This is a genomic window from Nonomuraea sp. NPDC049758, assembly GCF_040674635.1.
Classification (GTDB): Bacteria; Actinomycetota; Actinomycetes; order Streptosporangiales; family Streptosporangiaceae; genus Nonomuraea.
Genome location: NZ_JBFAMZ010000028.1, coordinates 1 through 16,815 on the forward strand (window position 1 = coordinate 1; position 16,815 = coordinate 16,815).

Consider the following 16,815-nt stretch of genomic DNA (forward strand, 5'->3'; position numbering starts at 1 on the left):
GCCAAGTGACCCCTACGGCCCATCGAGGCCGAACCCGAGCTACCTGTCTCACCCCGAACGTTCAGCACCACCTCACGCAATTTCGCAACAGCCACGGTGCCGGCGCGGGTGTCCCACTCGCGCCGGCGGTAGCCGTTACGGGCGTCGGTCCGCTCGTTGCTGCGCTCGCCGTACGGCGCTCCGCACAGGGTGTCGGCCTCGGCCGCCATCAACGCCTCGGCCATGGTCTTGACCATGGATCGCAACACGTCGGGGTCATCGGTCTGGATCTGCTTCGCCAGCCACTGCTGGGGCGTCACACTGTTGTCCGCGGCCATCGCCTTGATCTCCTTCGTTGTTCGCACTCGAAGGATCACGCGATGGCCGTCCTCATTTCACGGCTGCCACGCTTGTGACCAGGTCAAACTCGCACACCACTCCCGTGGACGCAACCGACACGAAAGTGCGACGTTGTGAACCCCGCCGCGAACAGGCATGGTCCGCGCGATATCGAAGCAGACGTGCGCCGACTCATGCCCGTGGCCCTGGCTTGCCTGATCCACGTGCGCCTGGTGCGCCCCCTACATCAGCTGTCCGGGGCGTGGCCGGCCGCCGAGCTACTGCAGCAAGTCCTGCCGCAACCGGGCCTGGGAGGTGCCGGACAGAGCGGCAACTTCTGAGTAGTCGGGACTACCTGGTGGCGGGGCCACGCTCGGGAGGAGGGGACGCCCAGTCAGTACGCACGACGAAGCTCCTCACCGATCGGCGAGGGTTGCCGCCGTGCCGCCTTGTCGAGCCAGACCCGGTCGCGCAGTTCGATGCCGTCGATGAGCAGCCCGGCGGGGTAGCCGGTGGCGGGGGTGAAGGCGTCCCGCTCGATCGCCCGCATGCGGAACCCCTGCCGCTGGTAGAACCGCAGATTGCCGATGTCGGCCGCGGCAGTGGCGACCACCAGCGTCGTGCCGCCCTCCCCCACGACGAGGTCGGTCGCGGCGCGAACGAGACGCGTGCCGATCCCCTGGCCCTGAAAGTCCTCGCGGATCGCCATGTTCTTGATCTCCACCTCGCCCGGCCGTCCGGTGTCGATCAACTGCAGGTGCCCGACGATCTCCTCCCCGGACCGCGTCACCAGCACGCGGCCCAGATCAAGATAGGAGTCCAGCTGCGCCGGGGAGTCCTCGGCCAGCGCGAACAGGGGACGTAGCGCTTCGCGGGCGCCGGTGTACAACTCCGTCATGTCTGGAGTGTCGCAAGCCGGCACCACGATCGGCTGCCGCCGTAAGCCCTTCGTAACAGCGCTGGTTGACGGTTGGCGACAGCTTCGGGAGAAGGACGCCTGTCTGCGCGACGGGGACATGCTGACCGTCCAGGCGGTCGACCGGCTCGGCCGCAACCTCCTGGAAGGGCTCATCGTCCTCAACGACCTGTTCAGCGCGGCATCGCGGCCGGTGAGCACACCGAGCGCTCCCTGATCCTCGACCTGTCCCTGGCACTGTCGGAGGACCGGCGCCGCGACATCGTCCGCAAGACCAGGAACGGCCTGGAGGCTGCCCTTCATCGCGGCCGGGGCGGCGGCCGCCGCAGACGCCGTGCCAGTGTCCTGGCCCGCCTGCTGACGCGTGGCCAAGAGCTGCAGGAGCTCGGCGCCGAGCCGGCGGTAGTCGTCAGCGACGGTGCCCGTGGCGGCTGCGATGCGCCGCTCAGGGGAAGCACAGCCTGATCTGGACGACCCGAACGTGGCGCGCCCCAAGTTCGGGCGGCCGCGGCTGGCGCTGCTCGGGCCGCCGGTCACGTCCCCGTCGATGGAGGTCGGGGAGTTCGGTCGCGAACGGCGCGCACCACGCACCGGCCGGTCGCGCCGCACTCACCGCAGCCTGGCCGCGCCCGGTCGCGTCCGCTCACGGGCGGGGCCTCATCCCGGCGAAGAGCGCATCGAGGATCCGGTCGACGTAGGCGTGGGTCAGCGGCTCCTGGGTGATCAGGAGCCGGAAGTACAGCGGGCCGGACAGGATCGCCATCGCCAGATCGAGATCGAAGCCGGGCGACAGCTCACCCTGGTCGCGGGCCGCCCGCAGCCGGGCGACGGTCTTGTCCGCCTGCGGGGCGATGAAGCGCTCGTTGAGCGCGGCGGCCACCCGGCCGTCGTGCTGCGCCTCGCCGACCAGGGCCTGGAACAGGGCGCCGTACGACGGCCCGGCCAGCAGGTCCACGGCCGCGTAGATCTGCGCGCGCAAATCGGCGGCCAGATCACCGGTGTCGGGGTAGTCCAGTCCGCTCTCGTTCAGCGACAGCAGGGAGTCGAGCAGCAGGGCGCCCTTGGACGACCATCGGCGGTAGAGGGTCTGCTTGCTCGCGCCGGCGCGGGCCGCGACCGCCTCCATGCTGAGGTTGGCGTAGCCGATCTCCTGGCCGAGCTCCAGCGTGGTCCGCATGATGGCCTCGGTCCGGTCGGCGCCGCGGCGGTGGGGTGTGCGGGTCATGAGGCCACCTTATCGGTACGGAACGTTCCGTACTTGACATCGGCGGGCGCACACCGACATCATCCTATCGGTACGGAACGTTCCGTACTGATAATGGAAAGAGCGGATTTGTGCTACCTGTTCCCGCCGACTCGACAGTGGTGCACCCGATGCCCGACCAGCCACGGGTGGTGCTGCTGAAACCCCTGGTCTCCGCACCGCTGATCGAGATCGGCGAGTTCTCCTACTACGACGACCCGGACGATCCGACCGCCTTCGAGACCCGCAACGTGCTCTACCACTACGGGCCCGCGAAGCTGGTCATCGGCAAGTTCTGCGCACTCGGCGAGGGAGTGCGGTTCATCATGAACGGCGCCAACCACCGCATGGACGGCCCCTCGACGTTCCCCTTCCCGATCATGGGCGGTTCCTGGGCCGAGCACTTCGACCTCGTCACCGGCCTGCCCGGGCGGGGCGACACGGTGGTGGGCCACGACGTCTGGCTCGGGTACCGGGCCATGGTGATGCCCGGTGTCCGCATCGGCCACGGAGCGATCATCGCCTCCGGCTCCGTCGTCGTGGACGACGTGCCCGAGTACGGCATCGCCGGCGGCAACCCGGCCCGGCTCATCCGCCGCCGCCACAGCGACGCCGACGTCGACCGCCTGCTGGCCGTGGCCTGGTGGGACTGGCCGCTCCCGCTCATCACCGAACACGTCCGCACGATCATGTCGGGCAGCGTCGGCGACTTGGAGAAGGTGGCGGCCACGCAGGCGTGAGACCGCCCGTCCACCTTCCAGCACCTGATCTTCCAGCACCGGAATCGAGCCATCAGCATGTCCACTTCGTCGCACCCCGACCCGTTCACGGGCTGGCTGGGCGGCCAGGCCGCCCAGCTCACCCACCTCGACCCCGAGGCGCCGCTCGACGACCTGGAGCCGCTGCGCGACCTCATCGGCGACGCCCGCGTCGTCGCGATCGGCGAGCACTCCCACTTCATCGACGAGTTCATCCGCATGCGCCGGCGCCTCCTGCGGTTCCTGGCCGAACGCTGCGGCTTCACCGTCCTGGCCTTCGAGTACGGCTTCAGCGAAGGCTTCCCCCTCGATGCCTGGGCCCAGGGCGAGGGCACCGACGGCGACCTGACGGGGCACCTCGCCGAGGCGGTCCCCGTGGGCGTCGACGACCCGCTGCGCTGGATCCGCCGGCACAACGTCACCGCCACGCGGCCGGTGCGTTTCGCCGGAATCGACATCCCGGCGGCCGGCGGCTCCCTGCTGCCCGCCCTGGCCCCGGTCGCCGACTACCTGCGCCGGATCGACCCCGAAGCCATGCCGTTCATCGAGACGGCGATGCGGATCGCCGGATCGTTCGCCGGCGCCTCCGCCGCCTCGGCCGCGCCCGCGTGGGCCCGCCTGCCCGCCGCCGACCAGGACGCCCTCACCGCCGCCCTGACCCGTCTGCTCATCCGCTTCCGCGCCGTCGAGCCGCTGTACGTCTCCCGCGGCGACCGGCCTGGCTTTGACATCGCCCTGCGCCGCCTCGAAGGCGCCTGCCAGGCCGACTACGGCTTCCGCGGCATGGCCGGCCTGTTCGCCGGGACCGGGCTGACCGCCGACACCTCGGCCCGCGACGCCTACATGGCCGAGTCGGTCCTGTGGCACCTGGAGCGCTCCGGGCCCGGAACCCGCATCGTGCTGGCCGCCCACAACGCCCACATCCAGAAGGCGCCCATCTCCTTCGACGGGCAGCTCACCGGCTTTCCCATGGGACAACGCCTGCACGACGCGCTCGGCGACGCGTACTTCGCCCTCGGCCTGACCAGCACCGGTGGGCACACCGGAGAGATGGTCCGCGACGAGGAGGCGCGCTTCGGCTTCCGCATCGAGGACACCGCGCTGGAGCCGCCCGAGCCGGGCAGCGTCGAGGCCGCCTTCGCCGGCGCCGGCCTCGGGCTCAGCCTCGCCGCCCTCCGCCCGGCGCGCGCCCAGGTGCCCGGCCCCGAGCGGATCCGCCTGCAGAGCACCTTCCTGCACACCCCCGTCCTGGACGCCTTCGACGGCATCCTGCACACCCCGGTCTCCACCGTGGCCCGCGACCTTGAAGAAGGAAGAACCCCGTGACCCGAACCGACGTGATCATCGTAGGCGCCGGCCCCGCCGGCCTCATGCTGGCCGCCGAGCTGCGGCTGGCCGGCGTACGGCCGCTGGTGCTGGAGCGCAAGCCGAAGCGCCGTGACGTCCCCAAAGCCGGCGGCCTCGGCGGGCAGATCCTGGAGCTGCTGCGCTACCGGGGTCTGCTGGAACGCTTCGAGGCGGCCTGCACCGGCCCCGTTCCGCCGCCCCGGTTCCCGTTCGGCGGCGTGCATCTGGACCTCACCCAGCTGGCCGACCCTCCGCTGCACGCCCTGCCGCTTCCGCAACAACGGCTGGAGCAGCTGCTCGACGACCGCGCCGGCGAGCTCGACGCCGAGATCCGCCGCGGGCACGAGGTGACCGGGATCAGCCAGGACGACGCAGCGGTGACCGTGGACGTGCTGGGTCCAACCGGCCCGTACCAGGTGACCGCCCGGTACGTCGTCGGCTGCGACGGCGCGCGCAGCCGGGTGCGTGAGCTGGCCGGCATCGGCTTCCCCGGCCTCACCTATCCGGAGGTCAACCGGCTGGCCCAGGTCACGCTGCCCGGCGAGGTGGGCGTGCTCGGCAACGGCGACCTCGACGTCCCCGGCTTCGGCACGATCAGCGCGGGCTTCACCCGCACGGACCACGGCCTGCTCGGCATCGGCTCCTCGCCCGGCTCCAGGTCCGTCTCGCTCTACACGATCGAGGACGAGAGCACCGAGTACGACGACGACGTCCCCATGACTGTGCCCGAACTCCAGGACAGCATCCACCGCGTTGTCGGCGCGCGGCTGCCCGTGGCCGAGGCGAGCCGGCTGTCGCGGTTCACCTTCAAGGCCCGCCAGGCCGAGCGCTACCGCCAGGGCCGGATCCTGCTGGCCGGCGACGCGGCGCACCTGTTCCCCGCCACCGGGGTGGCACTCAACGCCGGCCTGCTCGACGCGGTCAACCTGGCCTGGAAGCTGGCCGCCGACCTGCACGGCCAGGCCCCGGCCGGCCTGCTGGACACCTACCACGGCGAACGCCACCTCGCCGGCGCCCGTACCATGCTGCACACCCGGGCCCAGGTGGCGCTGCGGCGCGGGCACGACGCCGCCGCCGAAGCGCTGCGCGAGGTCTTCACCGAGTTGCTCAGCGACGAGCAGCCGCTGCGCCGCATGGGAGCACTCGTCGCCGGCACCGACGTCCGCTACCCCATGCCCGGCGCCGGCCCCCACCCGCTGGCCGGCGTCTTCGCCCCCGACCTCCCCCTGCACACCGACCAGGGCGTCACCAGCGTCGCGGTGCTCCTCCACGCGGCCCGGCCCGTCCTGCTCGACCTCGCCGGCCGTCCGGAGCTTCGCGCGGTCGCCGCGCAGTGGCGGGATCGCGTGGACGTCCGCATCGCCAAGACCGACGAGCGTCCGGCCGACGCACTGCTGATCCGCCCGGACGCCCACATCGCCTGGGCCGCCGGCCTCGACGAATCCGCGGACAGCGCCACGCCCGCGCTGCGTGAGGCACTCTCCGCATGGTTCGGAACGCCTTCGACACAGGAGGAGGCATGACGAGCAGACTCACCGAGTTGACCGTCGACTGCCACGATCCGGAGAGACTCGCGGCCTTCTGGTGCGCGGTTCTGGGCCTCAGGGTGATCGACCGGAACGGGCCCAAGGTCGAGATCGGCTCCTGGGAGCCGACCGTCGAAGAGGTCCGCGCCCGCCAGATGCCGCCCACTCTGCTGTTCATCCGGGTGCCCGAGGGCAAGACCGTGAAGAACCGGCTCCACCTCGACGTCAGCCCGATCGACTGCAGCACTGACGACGAGGTGACCAGGTTGCTCGGCCTCGGCGCCATCAGGAGAGACGTCGGCCAAGGCCCGGACCGAAGCTGGGTGGTCATGGCCGACCCTGAGGGCAACGAGTTCTGCGTCCTGCGCACCCTGGCAGTGACGCGCGCACAGCTGGCGTAGTGGACGCGTCCGGGCGTCGGATGTTCGTCCCCGGCGATGATCTCGCGGGCCTGACCGAGCTCCGGCTACCGCGTCACCCAGGCGTGCAGCGGGACGTGATCGGACCACGTGCTCCTGGCGTGATCGACGAAGCATTTCCGTACGCGACCCTCGCCGGCGAACACGTAATCGATCTTCCGCTTGCGGGTCACGTAGGTCCAGCGCCGGCGCGGGTCGCATTCGTCGCGGCCCTTGTAGGCCGCGGCGGCGTCGCGCGGCACCAGGTTGAGGTCGCCGCCGATCACGCCGCGGCCGAGCTTGAACAGCTCGCGCAACTGGATGTGCCGGTAGGGCCTGCCCTTCTGCCTGTCGTCGTAGCTCGATCCGGACGAGAAGTGCGCGGTGCAGAACGCCCGGTCGGCCGTGCAGACGGCGTACCTGCGGGCTCCCCACGGCGGCGAGGTCAGCGCGTGCGCGACGAGGCCGGTGCCCGCTCCGGCCACGGCCAGGGTGACGCTCAGCACCCCACGCGGCCTGCCGCTCGTGTCGGGAAGGCACTGGTACGGGGAGCCGTCCGGGTACACCAGCCCGGCCGACCCGACGCTCCACTCCCGGCCGGTACGGCGTTCGAACTCGTGTTCCAGGTCGGCGTCCGCGCCCGTGCAGAACTCCTGAAGGAAGACGACATCCGCCTCGGTCGCCAGCGCTGCCACGTGCCAGGCCAGCTCGGCGTTCGAGCGGCGGAAGAGCGCGCACCCGGGATTGGTGCCCGCGCAGACGTTCCACGTCATCACGTGGACGAGAGGGGGCTGCGCCTGTACGGACAGGCTCGGGAACAACAGCCCGGCGATCAAGAGCTGCCTGATCATCGTCACCGAGATCCCTCCACACATGATCGGAGCCATCAAGGACCGCTCAACCGGCAGGACAGCGGTCAACCGAAGTCCGACGCCTGCCTGATCAGCCCAATGCGGTCGGAGAAACCGCATTCGTCATTGTCCTGGCGGTGCAACATGAAGGCCAGGTCTGCGAGCGGCGCCGTGGTGCTCGTCCCTGGAAGACAGATCGGTGCCCGTGGTCATCCGGTGGGCGGGCAGGTGGTGCCGGGCGGCGGGAGTCTCAGGCTCGTCAGGTAGCGGTTGACGTGGGCGGTGACGCAGCCGGTGTCGCCGTAGAGGTAGAGCGTGTGGCCGTGTCCCTCGTACCGGACGCTGGACGAGCCCGGCACCGGGCGGACGATCTCCGCGACCTCGTCGTGGTCCGTCCAGCTGCCGACCCCCAGGAACGGCGGCAGGCCGCGGGCGGGCAGCGGCGCCGGCGGGTTGGTGACGGGCGCGGGCCAGCCGACGCAGGCCAGCGGCCACCAGGCCCGCTGCCCGGCGAAGTCCGGCGACAGCTCCGCCGCCCTCCGGAGCGCCTCGCGGTAGGCGGCGTAGCTGCCGTATCCCGCGCCGTCCAGGCATTGCGTCATGTTCTGCCCGGCGAGCGAGGGCACCTTGGGGCTGCCCGACGACTGCCGCACGTAGTCGGCGAACCCCGAGGCGTCGCCGCCGGCGGCCTTGTCGATCGCGGCGGCGAGCTGCACCCAGCGCGGCACGTCGGGTTCCCGGCCCGGCGAGGTGAAGCTGGGGGCGGCGGCGACCTTCAGGTCGAACCCGGTGTAGGCGGCCCCGGACGGATCGTTCTTCACCGGCACCGGTGAGCGGTCGGCGGCGGTCACCAGCCCGCGCCACACCTCGCCGACGTCCCGGCCGTGCAGGGCGCAGGCCGTGGCCGTGCGGCACCAGGCGGCGAACCGCTGCAGCTGACGCTCGGCCCGCGCGTACATGCGGGGCTCGCCGGCCGCGGTGTCCTCGGTGTGGCCGGCGGCGCCGTCCATCACCATGGCGCGGACGCGGGAGGGGAACAGGCGGGCGTAGGCCGCCGCGGGGCGTCCGCCGTAGGAGTTGGCGAGGAAGCTCAGCCGGTCCTCGCCCAGGGCGACGCGGACGGCCTCGATGTCGCGGGCGACGGAGGCCGAGTCCATGTGGTCGAAGAGCTCCGGGTCGGCGGCGCGGCACCGCTGGGCGTGCTCGCGGTTCGTCCGGGCGAGGGCGGCGTACTCGGCGCGGTCGCGCGGCAGGGTGATCCACGGGCCGGTGGCCAGGCATTCGTACGGCAGCACGCCGCCGGGTTCGACCGTGTTGCGCGGGGCGAGGCTGATCACGTCGAAGCGGTCGCGCAACGGCGTGAACTTCCCGTGGAACTGTTTCAGGTCGTCGATGCCCGACGCTCCGGGGCCGCCTGGGACGGAGAAGAGCGTGCCGATCCGGCGTGCGCCGCCGGAGGCGGGCAGGAGGCCGAGCGGGACGGCGATCTTCCGTCCGGCCGGCTTGCTCCAGTCCACGGGCACCTGGACGGAGGCGCACCGCATGTCCCGGGGGGCGTCCTTGTCCGCGCACGGCCGCCAGACCAGGGAGGACGGTCCGGTCGAGTCGCCGGCGGCGGGCACCGCCATCAGGCCCGCCAGGAGCGCGGCGGCGCCGACGGCCAGGACCCTGCGCCTGCCGCCCTTCGACGCGGTGACCGCGGCGCCCGCCGTCAGCGCGGCGGCGAGGTAGGCGAGCAGCAGCGCGGCCGCCGCCGGCGGGGACAGCAGGCCGCCGCCCACCCCGGCGATCTGGCCCGGCAGGTTCTCGATCATGTACGACCCGGCCCGCGCCCGCAGCGGCGACGGCAGGGTCTGGGCGGCGACCGGGAGCACCAGGAAGAGCATGACGAGTGCCACCAGGCTTCCGGGGGTGGACCGCAGCGCCGCGCCCACCCCTAGCCCGATCAGCGCCGCGGCCGTCATGGACAGCCCGGCGGCCACCACCGAGGTGAGCACCCCGGGGTCGGAGAGCGGTGTGCCCAGGGTCCGCCCGTCGAGCAACACCTGAGCGGCGCGCTCGCCGAGCACGGCCTGGGCGGCCAGGTGCATGGCGAAGGCCAGCAGCTGACCGGCGACCAGGGTGACGGCCGCCAGTCCGGGGACCTTGGCGAACAGGAACAGCTGCCGCCGGGGCACCGCCACCAGGCTCGTCCTGATCATGCCGGTGGCGTACTCGGAGGTGATGGTGAGGGCGCCCAGCGTGCCGAACACGAAGTAGGCGACCGGCAGGCCGGTGCCCAGGCCGTTGCCGTTGCCGGTGAAGCGCAGCCGCTCCTCGGCCGTCTGGTGGTCGAACCCCCGTCCCATCAGGTACGCCACCCCGGCGCAGGCCAGCACGGCGACCAGGGAGACGGCCAGCAGGTACGCGTTCGAGCGCAGCGAGCGCAGCTTGAGCCATTCGGCGGCGACGGCGTCCGTCGCCGGGGCGGTCATCGGGCCGCCTCCGCGGTGACGGGGCGGGCGCCGTACTCGACGCTGTCCTCGGTGAGCTCCAGGAACGCCTCCTCCAGCGACGCGCTGCGCGGGGTCAGCTCCCGCAGCGCGATCCCGGCCCGCAGCGCCAGGTCGCCGATCACGCCGGCCTCCAGTCCCCGGACGGAAAGGCCCGGGACGGGCAGGCCCTCGGTCCCGGGCGGGTCGTGCGCGGGCGGGTCCGCGGGCTCGGCGGTGACGGTCGCGCCGTGCCCGCGCAGGATCTCCGCCAGCCGTTCCGGGTCGGTGGCGCGCACCAGGACGTCGCGCTGGAACCGGGCGGCGAGCGCGTCCGTCGTCGTGTCGGCGATCAGCCGGCCACGCCCGACCACGACGACGTGGTCGGCGGTGAGCGCCAGCTCGTTCATCAGATGGCTGGACAGCAGGACGGCACGGCCCTGGGCGGCGAGCGAGCGCAGCAGGTCGCGGATCCAGCGGATGCCCTCGGGGTCCAGCCCGTTCAGCGGCTCGTCGAACATCAGCGCCTTCGGGTCGCCCAGCAGCGCCGCCGCGATGCCCAGCCGCTGCTTCATGCCGAGGGAGAACCCGCCGATCCGCCGGTCCGCGACGTCCGCCAGCCCGACCTGGCCGAGGACGGCGGCCACCCGCCGCGGGCCGATGCCGTTGCTCCGGGCCAGGCAGCCGAGATGGGCGCGGGCCGTGCGGCCGCCGTGCACCGCCCCGGCGTCGAGCAGCGCCCCCAGCGTGTGCATGGGCCGGCGCAGCGACGCGTAGGGGCGGCCGTCCACCACCGCCGCGCCGGCGGCGGGCGTCTCCAGCCCGAGCACCGCGCGCATGGTCGTGGACTTCCCGGCGCCGTTCGGGCCCAGGAATCCGGTCACCAGGCCCGGTCTCACGGTGAAGGTCAGGTCGTCCACGGCGAGTGTGCGGCCGTAGCGCATGGTCAGTCCTCTTACCTCGATCACGTCTCCCCCTCGTCGGCTGGTCTCGTCGAGCCTGGCGAGCCGCGGCCTCGGCCTCCATGGGTGCGCGCCCACCCCCGGGGGTGGGAAAACGCCACCCCGGGGGTGGGGCCGGCCCCACCGCCTTCTCCTCGCCGATCGGGCAGACTGCAGCTGTGACGGCAAGACGACCCTCGCCCGGCGGGCCGGCGTGGCGGGTGGTGGCCGGCCTGGCGGCGTACGCGCTGAGCGCGGTGGCCGGCCTGGCGCTGAACGCCGTCACCGGCGTGGCCGCGCTGGGGCTGCTCGTCCTGGTGCCGGTGAGCGCCGTCCTGGTGCCGGTGCCCGGTCTCGGGCGGGGGCCGCTCGGCCGGCTGCTCGCGGCCGCCCGCCGCCTGGCCGGGTTCCAGCGCCGCTGGGCGGGCCGGACGCTCGGCCTGGACGGCGACGGGACCAGCACGGGGAACAGCACGGGGGACAGCGACGGGGACGGCGGCGGCAGGTGGCGGGAGCTGGCCTGGCTGGCCGTGCACGGCGTCACCGGACCCGCCCCGTTGGTGGTGGTGTGGGCGATGTTGTCCGCCCTGGACTACGTCTTCCTCCGGCTGCGGCCGGCCGAGACGAGCCTGCTCAACACGTTCGCCCTGAGCATGTCCACCGTGGCCATCGCCGTGGTGGTGCTCCTGGCCGTCCCGCTGTTCCGTACCGGGCAGGCGCGGCTGGCGCGGCGGCTGCTGGACGCCCGGCCCACGCCGGACACGCGGATCCGGGAGCTGACCGCGTCCCGGGCCGCGCTGGTCGACGCGCGCGCGGCCGAGCTGCGCCGCATCGAACGCGACCTGCACGACGGCGCGCAGGCCAAGCTGATCGCCATCCGCATGCACCTGGGGCTGGCCCGCGGCTCCGGCGACCCGGAGGAGACCCTGCGGATGATCGACGAGGCGCGCGAGATCGCCGGCCAGGCGCTGAGCGACCTGCGCGACCTGGTACGCGGCATCCATCCCCCCGTGCTGACCGACCGCGGCCTGGCCGGCGCCATCGAGGCGTCCGCGCTGCTGTGCCCGATGCCGGTCGAGATCGACATCGACCTGCCCGGCCGCCCGCAGCCGCCGGTGGAGTCCGCCGTGTACTTCGCCGCGGCCGAGGCGCTGACCAACGTGACCAAGCACAGCGGCGCCTCCCGCGCCTGGGTGCGGCTGCGGCACACCGCCGGCGTGCTCCGGCTGACCGTGGGCGACGACGGCGGGGGCCCGGTCCGCCGCGACCGGGGCACCGGCGTGCGCGGCATCGAGGACCGCCTGTCCGCCTTCGACGGCTCGCTCACCGTCAGCAGCCTTCCCGGCGGCCCGACCGAACTGACCATGGAGGTCCCGTGCGCGTTGTCATAGCCGAAGATCTCGCGCTGCTGCGGGACGGCCTGGTCCGCCTGCTGTCGGCGCACGGCTGCACCGTCGTGGAGGCGGTGGACAACGGGCCCATGCTGCTGGCGGCGCTGGTCCGGCACCGTCCCGACGTGTCGGTGATCGACGTGCGGCTGCCGCCCGGCTTCACCGACGAGGGGCTGCGCGCCGCGCTGGAGGCGCGCGCCCGGGTGCCGGGGCTGCCGGTGCTGATCCTGTCGCAGTACGTGGAGCAGCTGTACGCCAGGGAGTTGTTGTCCGACCGCTCCGGCGGGGTCGGCTACCTGCTGAAGGACCGGGTGGGCGACGTCGACCGGTTCGTCGACGCGGTGCGCCAGGTGGCCGCCGGCGGCACTGCGATGGATCCGGAGGTCGTCTCCCAGTTGCTGACCCGCCGCGACAGGGACGAACCGCTGGCCGCGCTGACGCCCCGCGAGCGCGAGGTGCTGACGCTCATGGCGGAGGGCCTGTCCAACCTGGCCATCGCCGCCCATTTCCAGGTCACCGACAAGGCGGTCGGCAAGCACACGAACAACATCTTCGCCAAGCTCGGCCTGCCTCCCTCCGACGACCACAACCGGCGCGTCATGGCGGTGCTGACCTACCTGCAGGCCGTGCCCGCCCCGCCGAGATCAACGGGCCCGGCCGCCCGTGAGAGGATTCCCCCGCAAGACGGGTGAATCCTGGACGGAAGGCAGCAATGTTCGCGATCTCCCTGGGCGACGACGGCGCGGAGCTGCGTCCGCTGGAGCCCTGGCGGGCCGAGGAGTTCCTGAGCCACATGGACCGCGGACGCGAGTTCATCGGACGGTTCATCTCCCTGCCCGACCTCGTCACCGACCTGGAGTCCGCCAGGTCGGTGCTGCAGGCGTACGCGGACAAGGCCGCGGCCGACACCGGGCGGATCTACGGCATCTGGACCGGCGGCAGGCTGGTCGGCGGCGTGCTGTTCCGGACGATGGACGTCCGGCACGGCACCGCCGAGGCGGGCTGCTGGCTGGAGCCGTCGGCGGCGGGCAAGGGCCTGGTGACCAGGGCCGTCCGCGTGATCGTCGACTGGGCCGTCGAGGAACGCGGCATCCACCGCGTGGAGTGGCAGGCCGCGGCGGGCAACACCGCCAGCATCGCCGTGGCCCGGCGGCTCGGGATGAGCAGGGACGGCGTTCTGCGCGAGAGCTACCCCCACCGGGGCGTGCGGCACGACGTCGAGGTCTGGTCCGTGCTGGCCCCGGAGTGGCGGGCCGGCCGCCGGACGGGCTGAACCGCTCGCGCGGCTACCCGGCCTCGTCCAGTTGCCTGGTGGTCTGGTCGATCCGGCGGATTCGGCCGTCCGGGGCCAGGCGGCCGAACATGAAGACCTCCGCCGTGAAGGTCGTGCCCTTGCGCAGCCTCGTGCGCAAGGTCCACCGGGCGGCGATCCGGTCGCCGGAGACCAGCGTCTCGTGGATCTCGACCCCGGCCCCGTCGCCGGCGGCCATCGCCTCCTGGTCGACCTGCCGCCGGACAGGGCGGACGTGGTCGATCATGCGCTGCCGGTCGATCACGAACCCGTCGTTGCAGTACTCGAAGTCCGGGACGAAGTAGCGATCGATGATCGTGGCCGGCTCCTCGGGGGAGACGGCCATGTCCCGGGTGTAGGCGGTCAGGAAGTCGGCGAGGTCGCGCTCGCAGGTGATGCCCATTCGGCGTCCTTGAGGGTGTGGGGGTGGCTGCCGTCCCGATCCTCGCCGCCCGCGCCCGCCGCCGTCGTCGTACGGCCGGAGACAGTCGGCGCTACTCCCGCCGTCGTACGCTGCCGCGCGGCTACGGCGCCGGGACCATCCGACCGCCCGTCAGGGCCGGACCGTCACCTCGTTCACGGGGCTGCGCGGCGCCTGCCCGGTCAGGACCCGGACGGCCTCCTCCGCGGCGAACCGCCGCACCGTCTCCACCGCCTGCTCGGAGTAGTAGGCGGCGTGCGGGGTGACGATCACGCCGGGCAGCGTGAACAGCGGGTTGTCCGGACGCCAGTCGCGCTGCTTGGCCGGCTCCTCCTCCAGGTCGTCCATGGCCGCGCCGGCGATCCACCCCTCGGTGAGCGCCTGGTACAGCGCCTCGTCCTGCACGATCGGGCCGCGCGCGGTGTTGACGAGGATCGCGTCCGGCTTCATCCTGCGCAGCGTCACGCGGTCGAAGGCGTGGTGCGTCCCCGGGGTGAGCGGGGCCTGGATCACCAGGTAGTCGGCGCCCGCCACGAGCTCGTCGAACGACACCGGCCGCACGTGGTGCGCGAGGATCTGGGAGTCGTCCATGAAGGGGTCGTGCGCCCAGACCTCGACGCCGAAGGGCCGCGCGCGGGCGGCGATGAGCTGGGCGATGGCGCCGAAGGACAGCAATCCGAACACCCGCCCGCGCAGCCGCAGGATCGGCTCGCCGCTCTGCCAGCGCCACACGCCGCGCCGGGTGGCGCGGTCGTACTGGCAGATCTTGCGGGCGGCGGCGAGCCAGAGCGCGACGGCGTGGTCGGCGACCTCCTCGGCGCACCACTCGTTCGGCGCGTTGGTGACCTGGATGCCGTGCCTGGTCGCGGCGTCGACGTCGACGATGTCCACGCCCGTGCCGTAGCGGGCGATCACCCGGCAGCGGGTGAACGCCTCGACGGCGCGGGAGCCTATCTGCGCGTACTGGGTCAGCACGCCGTCGGCGTCCCGGCCCTTCTCGATCACCTCGTCCTCGCTCTTGCACTGCTCGGCGCGGAGCTCGAACCCGGCGGCCTCGACGATCGCGCGTTCGATGTCCACGTCGCCGAAGTCGGAGTCGGCGATCATGACGGTGCCTCTGGCGTCAGTGCGAGTCACGGGGAATCCCCTTGGTGTGTACGAGGTCCTGGTACGACAGGGCCAGCTCCAGGCATCCCCCGCCGTCGAGCTGCCCGACCGTGGCGCGGTAGATCTCCTGCCACGGTGTCTGGTTCTCCAGCGCCGGCGGCGTGTGACGGGCCCACCGTGCGGCGATCTCCTCCTCCGTCAGCAGCACGTCGACGCGGGCGTTGTCCACGTCGACGCGGACGAGGTCGCCGGTGCGCAGGATGGCGAGGTTGCCGCCGGCGGCGGCCTCGGGGCTGGCGTTGAGGATGGAGGGCGCGTCGGAGGTGCCGCTCTGGCGGCCGTCGCCGAGCGTGGGCAGCGTGGTGACGCCCAGCCGCAGCAGCGCGGACGGCGCCTCCATGTTCACCACTTCGGCCGACCCGGGATAGCCGATCGGCCCGGTGTAGCGGATGACGAGGATGCAGCCCTCGTCCACGCCGAGCTCCGGATCCTGGATGCGGGCGTGGTAGTCCTCGGGCCCCTCGAAGACGATCGCGCGGTAGTCGCGGACCGCGCGGAACTCGTCGCTGAGGACGGAGGTCTTCATGACGGCCGAGTCGAACAGGTTGCCCGTCATGATGAGCAGCCCGCCGCGCGCGGCGACCGGGTCGTCGTAGGGACGGATGACCTCCGGGTCGCCGGGCGGGGCGTCGGCCAGGTTCTCGGCCAGGGTACGGCCGGAGACGGTCATGGCCTCGCCGTGCAGCCGCCCGGCCGCCAGCAGCGTCCGCATGACGGCGGGCACGCCGCCCGCGCGGTAGAAGTCCTCGCCCAGGAACTCCCCGGCGGGGGCGACGTCGGCCAGCACCGGGACGTCGGCTCCGACGCGCTGCCAGTCGTGGATCGTCAGCGGCACCCCGGCGTGCCGGGCGATGGCGTTGACGTGGATGGGCACGTTGGTGGAGGCGGCGATGGCCGAGGCGACGACGATCGCGTTCTCGAAGGCCCGCATGGTCATGATCTTGCGCGGGGTGAGGTCCTCGCGTACCAGCTGCACCGCCCGCAGGCCCGTGTCGTAGGCCATCTGCGCCCGGCGGCGGTAGGGCGCGGGGATCGCCGCGCAGCACGGCAGCGACATGCCGAGCGCCTCGGCCAGGCTGTTCATCGACAGGGCGGTGCCCATGGTGTTGCAGTGGCCGATGCTGGGCGCGGAGGCGGCCACGCGCGCCATGAACTCGTCGTAGTCGATCTCGCCGGTGGCCAGCAGCCGCTTCGACTGCCAGATCACCAGCCCCGACCCCGACGCGGCCATGCGCCTGCCCTGGTGGTAACCGTTGAGCATCGGCCCGCCGGACAGGACGATCGCCGGGATGTTGACCGTCGCCGCCGCGGCCAGGCACGCGGGCGTGGTCTTGTCGCAGCCCGTCGTCAGGACGACGCCGTCGAGCGGATAGCCGTAGAGCACCTCGACCAGCCCGAGGTAGGCGAGGTTGCGGTCGAGGGCGGCGGTCGGGCGTTTGCCGGTCTCCTGCAGCGGGTGGACGGGGAACTCCAGCGGGATGCCGCCGCCGTCGCGGATGCCGTCCCTGACCCGGTCGGCCAGGGCGAGGTGGTGGCGGTTGCAGGGCACCAGGTCGCTGCCCGTCTGGGCGATGCCGATGATCGGCCGGCCGGACTGGAGCTCTTTCGGGGTCAGCCCGAAGTTGAGGAAACGTTCGAGGTAGAGAGCCGTCATCTCCGGATTGCCGGCGTTGTCCCACCAGGCCTGGCTGCGCAGGCCGCCGCTCTCGGGATGCCCGGTCGGGCGCATCAGCTCGCTCCTCACTTGCGCGGGCCGCCGGCCGGGTGCTGTCGTGG

Annotated in this window: 17 protein-coding genes; 8 read left to right on the forward strand and 9 right to left on the reverse strand. The window is 72.6% G+C overall.

The genetic code is table 11. The annotated features are described in order from the left end of the window. Together AB0J46_RS45160 and AB0J46_RS45165 are read right to left on the reverse strand one after the other, a co-directional pair. Positions 1-317: transposase (locus AB0J46_RS45160; protein WP_364341630.1), on the reverse strand; the 317-nt coding region annotated here is incomplete at its 3' end. A gap of 395 nt (positions 318-712) precedes the next feature. Then, the gene (locus tag AB0J46_RS45165; RefSeq protein ID WP_364341632.1) at positions 713-1,216 is read right to left on the reverse strand and encodes a GNAT family N-acetyltransferase; all 504 of its coding nucleotides are present in this window, start codon (positions 1,214-1,216) and stop codon (positions 713-715) included. On the opposite strand from AB0J46_RS45165, the gene AB0J46_RS45170 reads away from it, so the two are divergent. Beyond that, positions 1,215-1,451 carry a hypothetical protein gene (locus tag AB0J46_RS45170; RefSeq protein WP_364341634.1) on the forward strand — a complete coding sequence of 79 codons (237 nt, stop codon included), beginning with the start codon at positions 1,215-1,217 and terminating at the stop codon, positions 1,449-1,451. The two genes, AB0J46_RS45165 and AB0J46_RS45170, sit on opposite strands and share 2 nt — an antisense overlap. A 426-nt stretch (positions 1,452-1,877) precedes the next feature. On the opposite strand, the gene AB0J46_RS45175 is transcribed toward AB0J46_RS45170, so the two are convergent. Further along, positions 1,878-2,459, reverse strand: coding sequence for a TetR/AcrR family transcriptional regulator (locus AB0J46_RS45175; RefSeq protein WP_364341636.1), 582 nt, complete (start codon positions 2,457-2,459; stop codon positions 1,878-1,880). A gap of 149 nt (positions 2,460-2,608) precedes the next feature. On the opposite strand from AB0J46_RS45175, the gene AB0J46_RS45180 reads away from it, so the two are divergent. Genes AB0J46_RS45180 through AB0J46_RS45195 form a run of 4 tightly spaced genes read left to right on the forward strand, consistent with a single transcriptional unit; the run spans position 2,609 to position 6,509 of the window. Next, positions 2,609-3,217 carry a CatB-related O-acetyltransferase gene (locus tag AB0J46_RS45180; RefSeq protein ID WP_364341638.1) on the forward strand — a complete coding sequence of 203 codons (609 nt, stop codon included), beginning with the start codon at positions 2,609-2,611 and terminating at the stop codon, positions 3,215-3,217. A gap of 57 nt (positions 3,218-3,274) precedes the next feature. Next, complete coding sequence (locus AB0J46_RS45185; protein ID WP_364341640.1) at positions 3,275-4,561, forward strand: erythromycin esterase family protein; 1,287 nt, start codon at positions 3,275-3,277, stop codon at positions 4,559-4,561. After that, entirely contained in the window at positions 4,558-6,105 is a 1,548-nt protein-coding gene (locus AB0J46_RS45190; protein ID WP_364341642.1) for an FAD-dependent monooxygenase, read from the forward strand. Before AB0J46_RS45185 ends, AB0J46_RS45190 begins: the two co-directional genes overlap by 4 nt. Next, positions 6,102-6,509: a VOC family protein gene (locus AB0J46_RS45195; RefSeq protein WP_364341644.1), complete on the forward strand. Its 408-nt coding sequence runs from the start codon at positions 6,102-6,104 to the stop codon at positions 6,507-6,509. The genes AB0J46_RS45190 and AB0J46_RS45195 overlap by 4 nt, the downstream gene beginning before the upstream one ends. A 65-nt stretch (positions 6,510-6,574) precedes the next feature. Here the strand turns inward: AB0J46_RS45195 and AB0J46_RS45200 are convergent, their stop codons facing one another. The 3 genes from AB0J46_RS45200 to AB0J46_RS45210 all read right to left on the reverse strand — a co-directional run bounded on the left by AB0J46_RS45200 (position 6,575) and on the right by AB0J46_RS45210 (position 10,796). After that, positions 6,575-7,357, reverse strand: a complete 783-nt coding sequence (locus AB0J46_RS45200) for an endonuclease/exonuclease/phosphatase family protein (RefSeq protein ID WP_364341646.1) — start codon at positions 7,355-7,357, stop codon at positions 6,575-6,577. A gap of 209 nt (positions 7,358-7,566) precedes the next feature. Further along, entirely contained in the window at positions 7,567-9,831 is a 2,265-nt protein-coding gene (locus tag AB0J46_RS45205) for an alpha/beta fold hydrolase (RefSeq protein WP_364341648.1), read from the reverse strand. After that, the gene (locus AB0J46_RS45210) at positions 9,828-10,796 is read right to left on the reverse strand and encodes an ATP-binding cassette domain-containing protein (RefSeq protein WP_364341650.1); all 969 of its coding nucleotides are present in this window, start codon (positions 10,794-10,796) and stop codon (positions 9,828-9,830) included. The genes AB0J46_RS45205 and AB0J46_RS45210 overlap by 4 nt, the downstream gene beginning before the upstream one ends. A 152-nt stretch (positions 10,797-10,948) precedes the next feature. Between AB0J46_RS45210 and AB0J46_RS45215 the strand changes: the two genes are divergently transcribed. Genes AB0J46_RS45215 through AB0J46_RS45225 form a run of 3 tightly spaced genes read left to right on the forward strand, consistent with a single transcriptional unit; the run spans position 10,949 to position 13,433 of the window. Further along, positions 10,949-12,160, forward strand: a complete 1,212-nt coding sequence (locus AB0J46_RS45215) for a sensor histidine kinase (RefSeq protein WP_364341652.1) — start codon at positions 10,949-10,951, stop codon at positions 12,158-12,160. Further along, the gene (locus AB0J46_RS45220; RefSeq protein WP_364341654.1) at positions 12,145-12,852 is read left to right on the forward strand and encodes a response regulator transcription factor; all 708 of its coding nucleotides are present in this window, start codon (positions 12,145-12,147) and stop codon (positions 12,850-12,852) included. Before AB0J46_RS45215 ends, AB0J46_RS45220 begins: the two co-directional genes overlap by 16 nt. 20 nt (positions 12,853-12,872) lie before the next feature. Further along, the gene (locus tag AB0J46_RS45225) at positions 12,873-13,433 is read left to right on the forward strand and encodes a GNAT family protein (RefSeq protein WP_364341656.1); all 561 of its coding nucleotides are present in this window, start codon (positions 12,873-12,875) and stop codon (positions 13,431-13,433) included. Between the two features lie 13 nt (positions 13,434-13,446). Here the strand turns inward: AB0J46_RS45225 and AB0J46_RS45230 are convergent, their stop codons facing one another. From AB0J46_RS45230 to AB0J46_RS45240, 3 genes are all read right to left on the reverse strand, one after another. Next, positions 13,447-13,854 (reverse strand): nuclear transport factor 2 family protein, encoded by a 408-nt coding sequence (locus tag AB0J46_RS45230; protein ID WP_364341658.1) that lies wholly within the window; start codon positions 13,852-13,854, stop codon positions 13,447-13,449. A gap of 150 nt (positions 13,855-14,004) precedes the next feature. Continuing rightward, positions 14,005-15,009 (reverse strand): C-terminal binding protein, encoded by a 1,005-nt coding sequence (locus AB0J46_RS45235; RefSeq protein WP_364341660.1) that lies wholly within the window; start codon positions 15,007-15,009, stop codon positions 14,005-14,007. After that, positions 14,996-16,768, reverse strand: a complete 1,773-nt coding sequence (locus AB0J46_RS45240; protein WP_364341662.1) for an IlvD/Edd family dehydratase — start codon at positions 16,766-16,768, stop codon at positions 14,996-14,998. The genes AB0J46_RS45235 and AB0J46_RS45240 overlap by 14 nt, the downstream gene beginning before the upstream one ends. Positions 16,769-16,815: the final 47 nt, after the last annotated feature.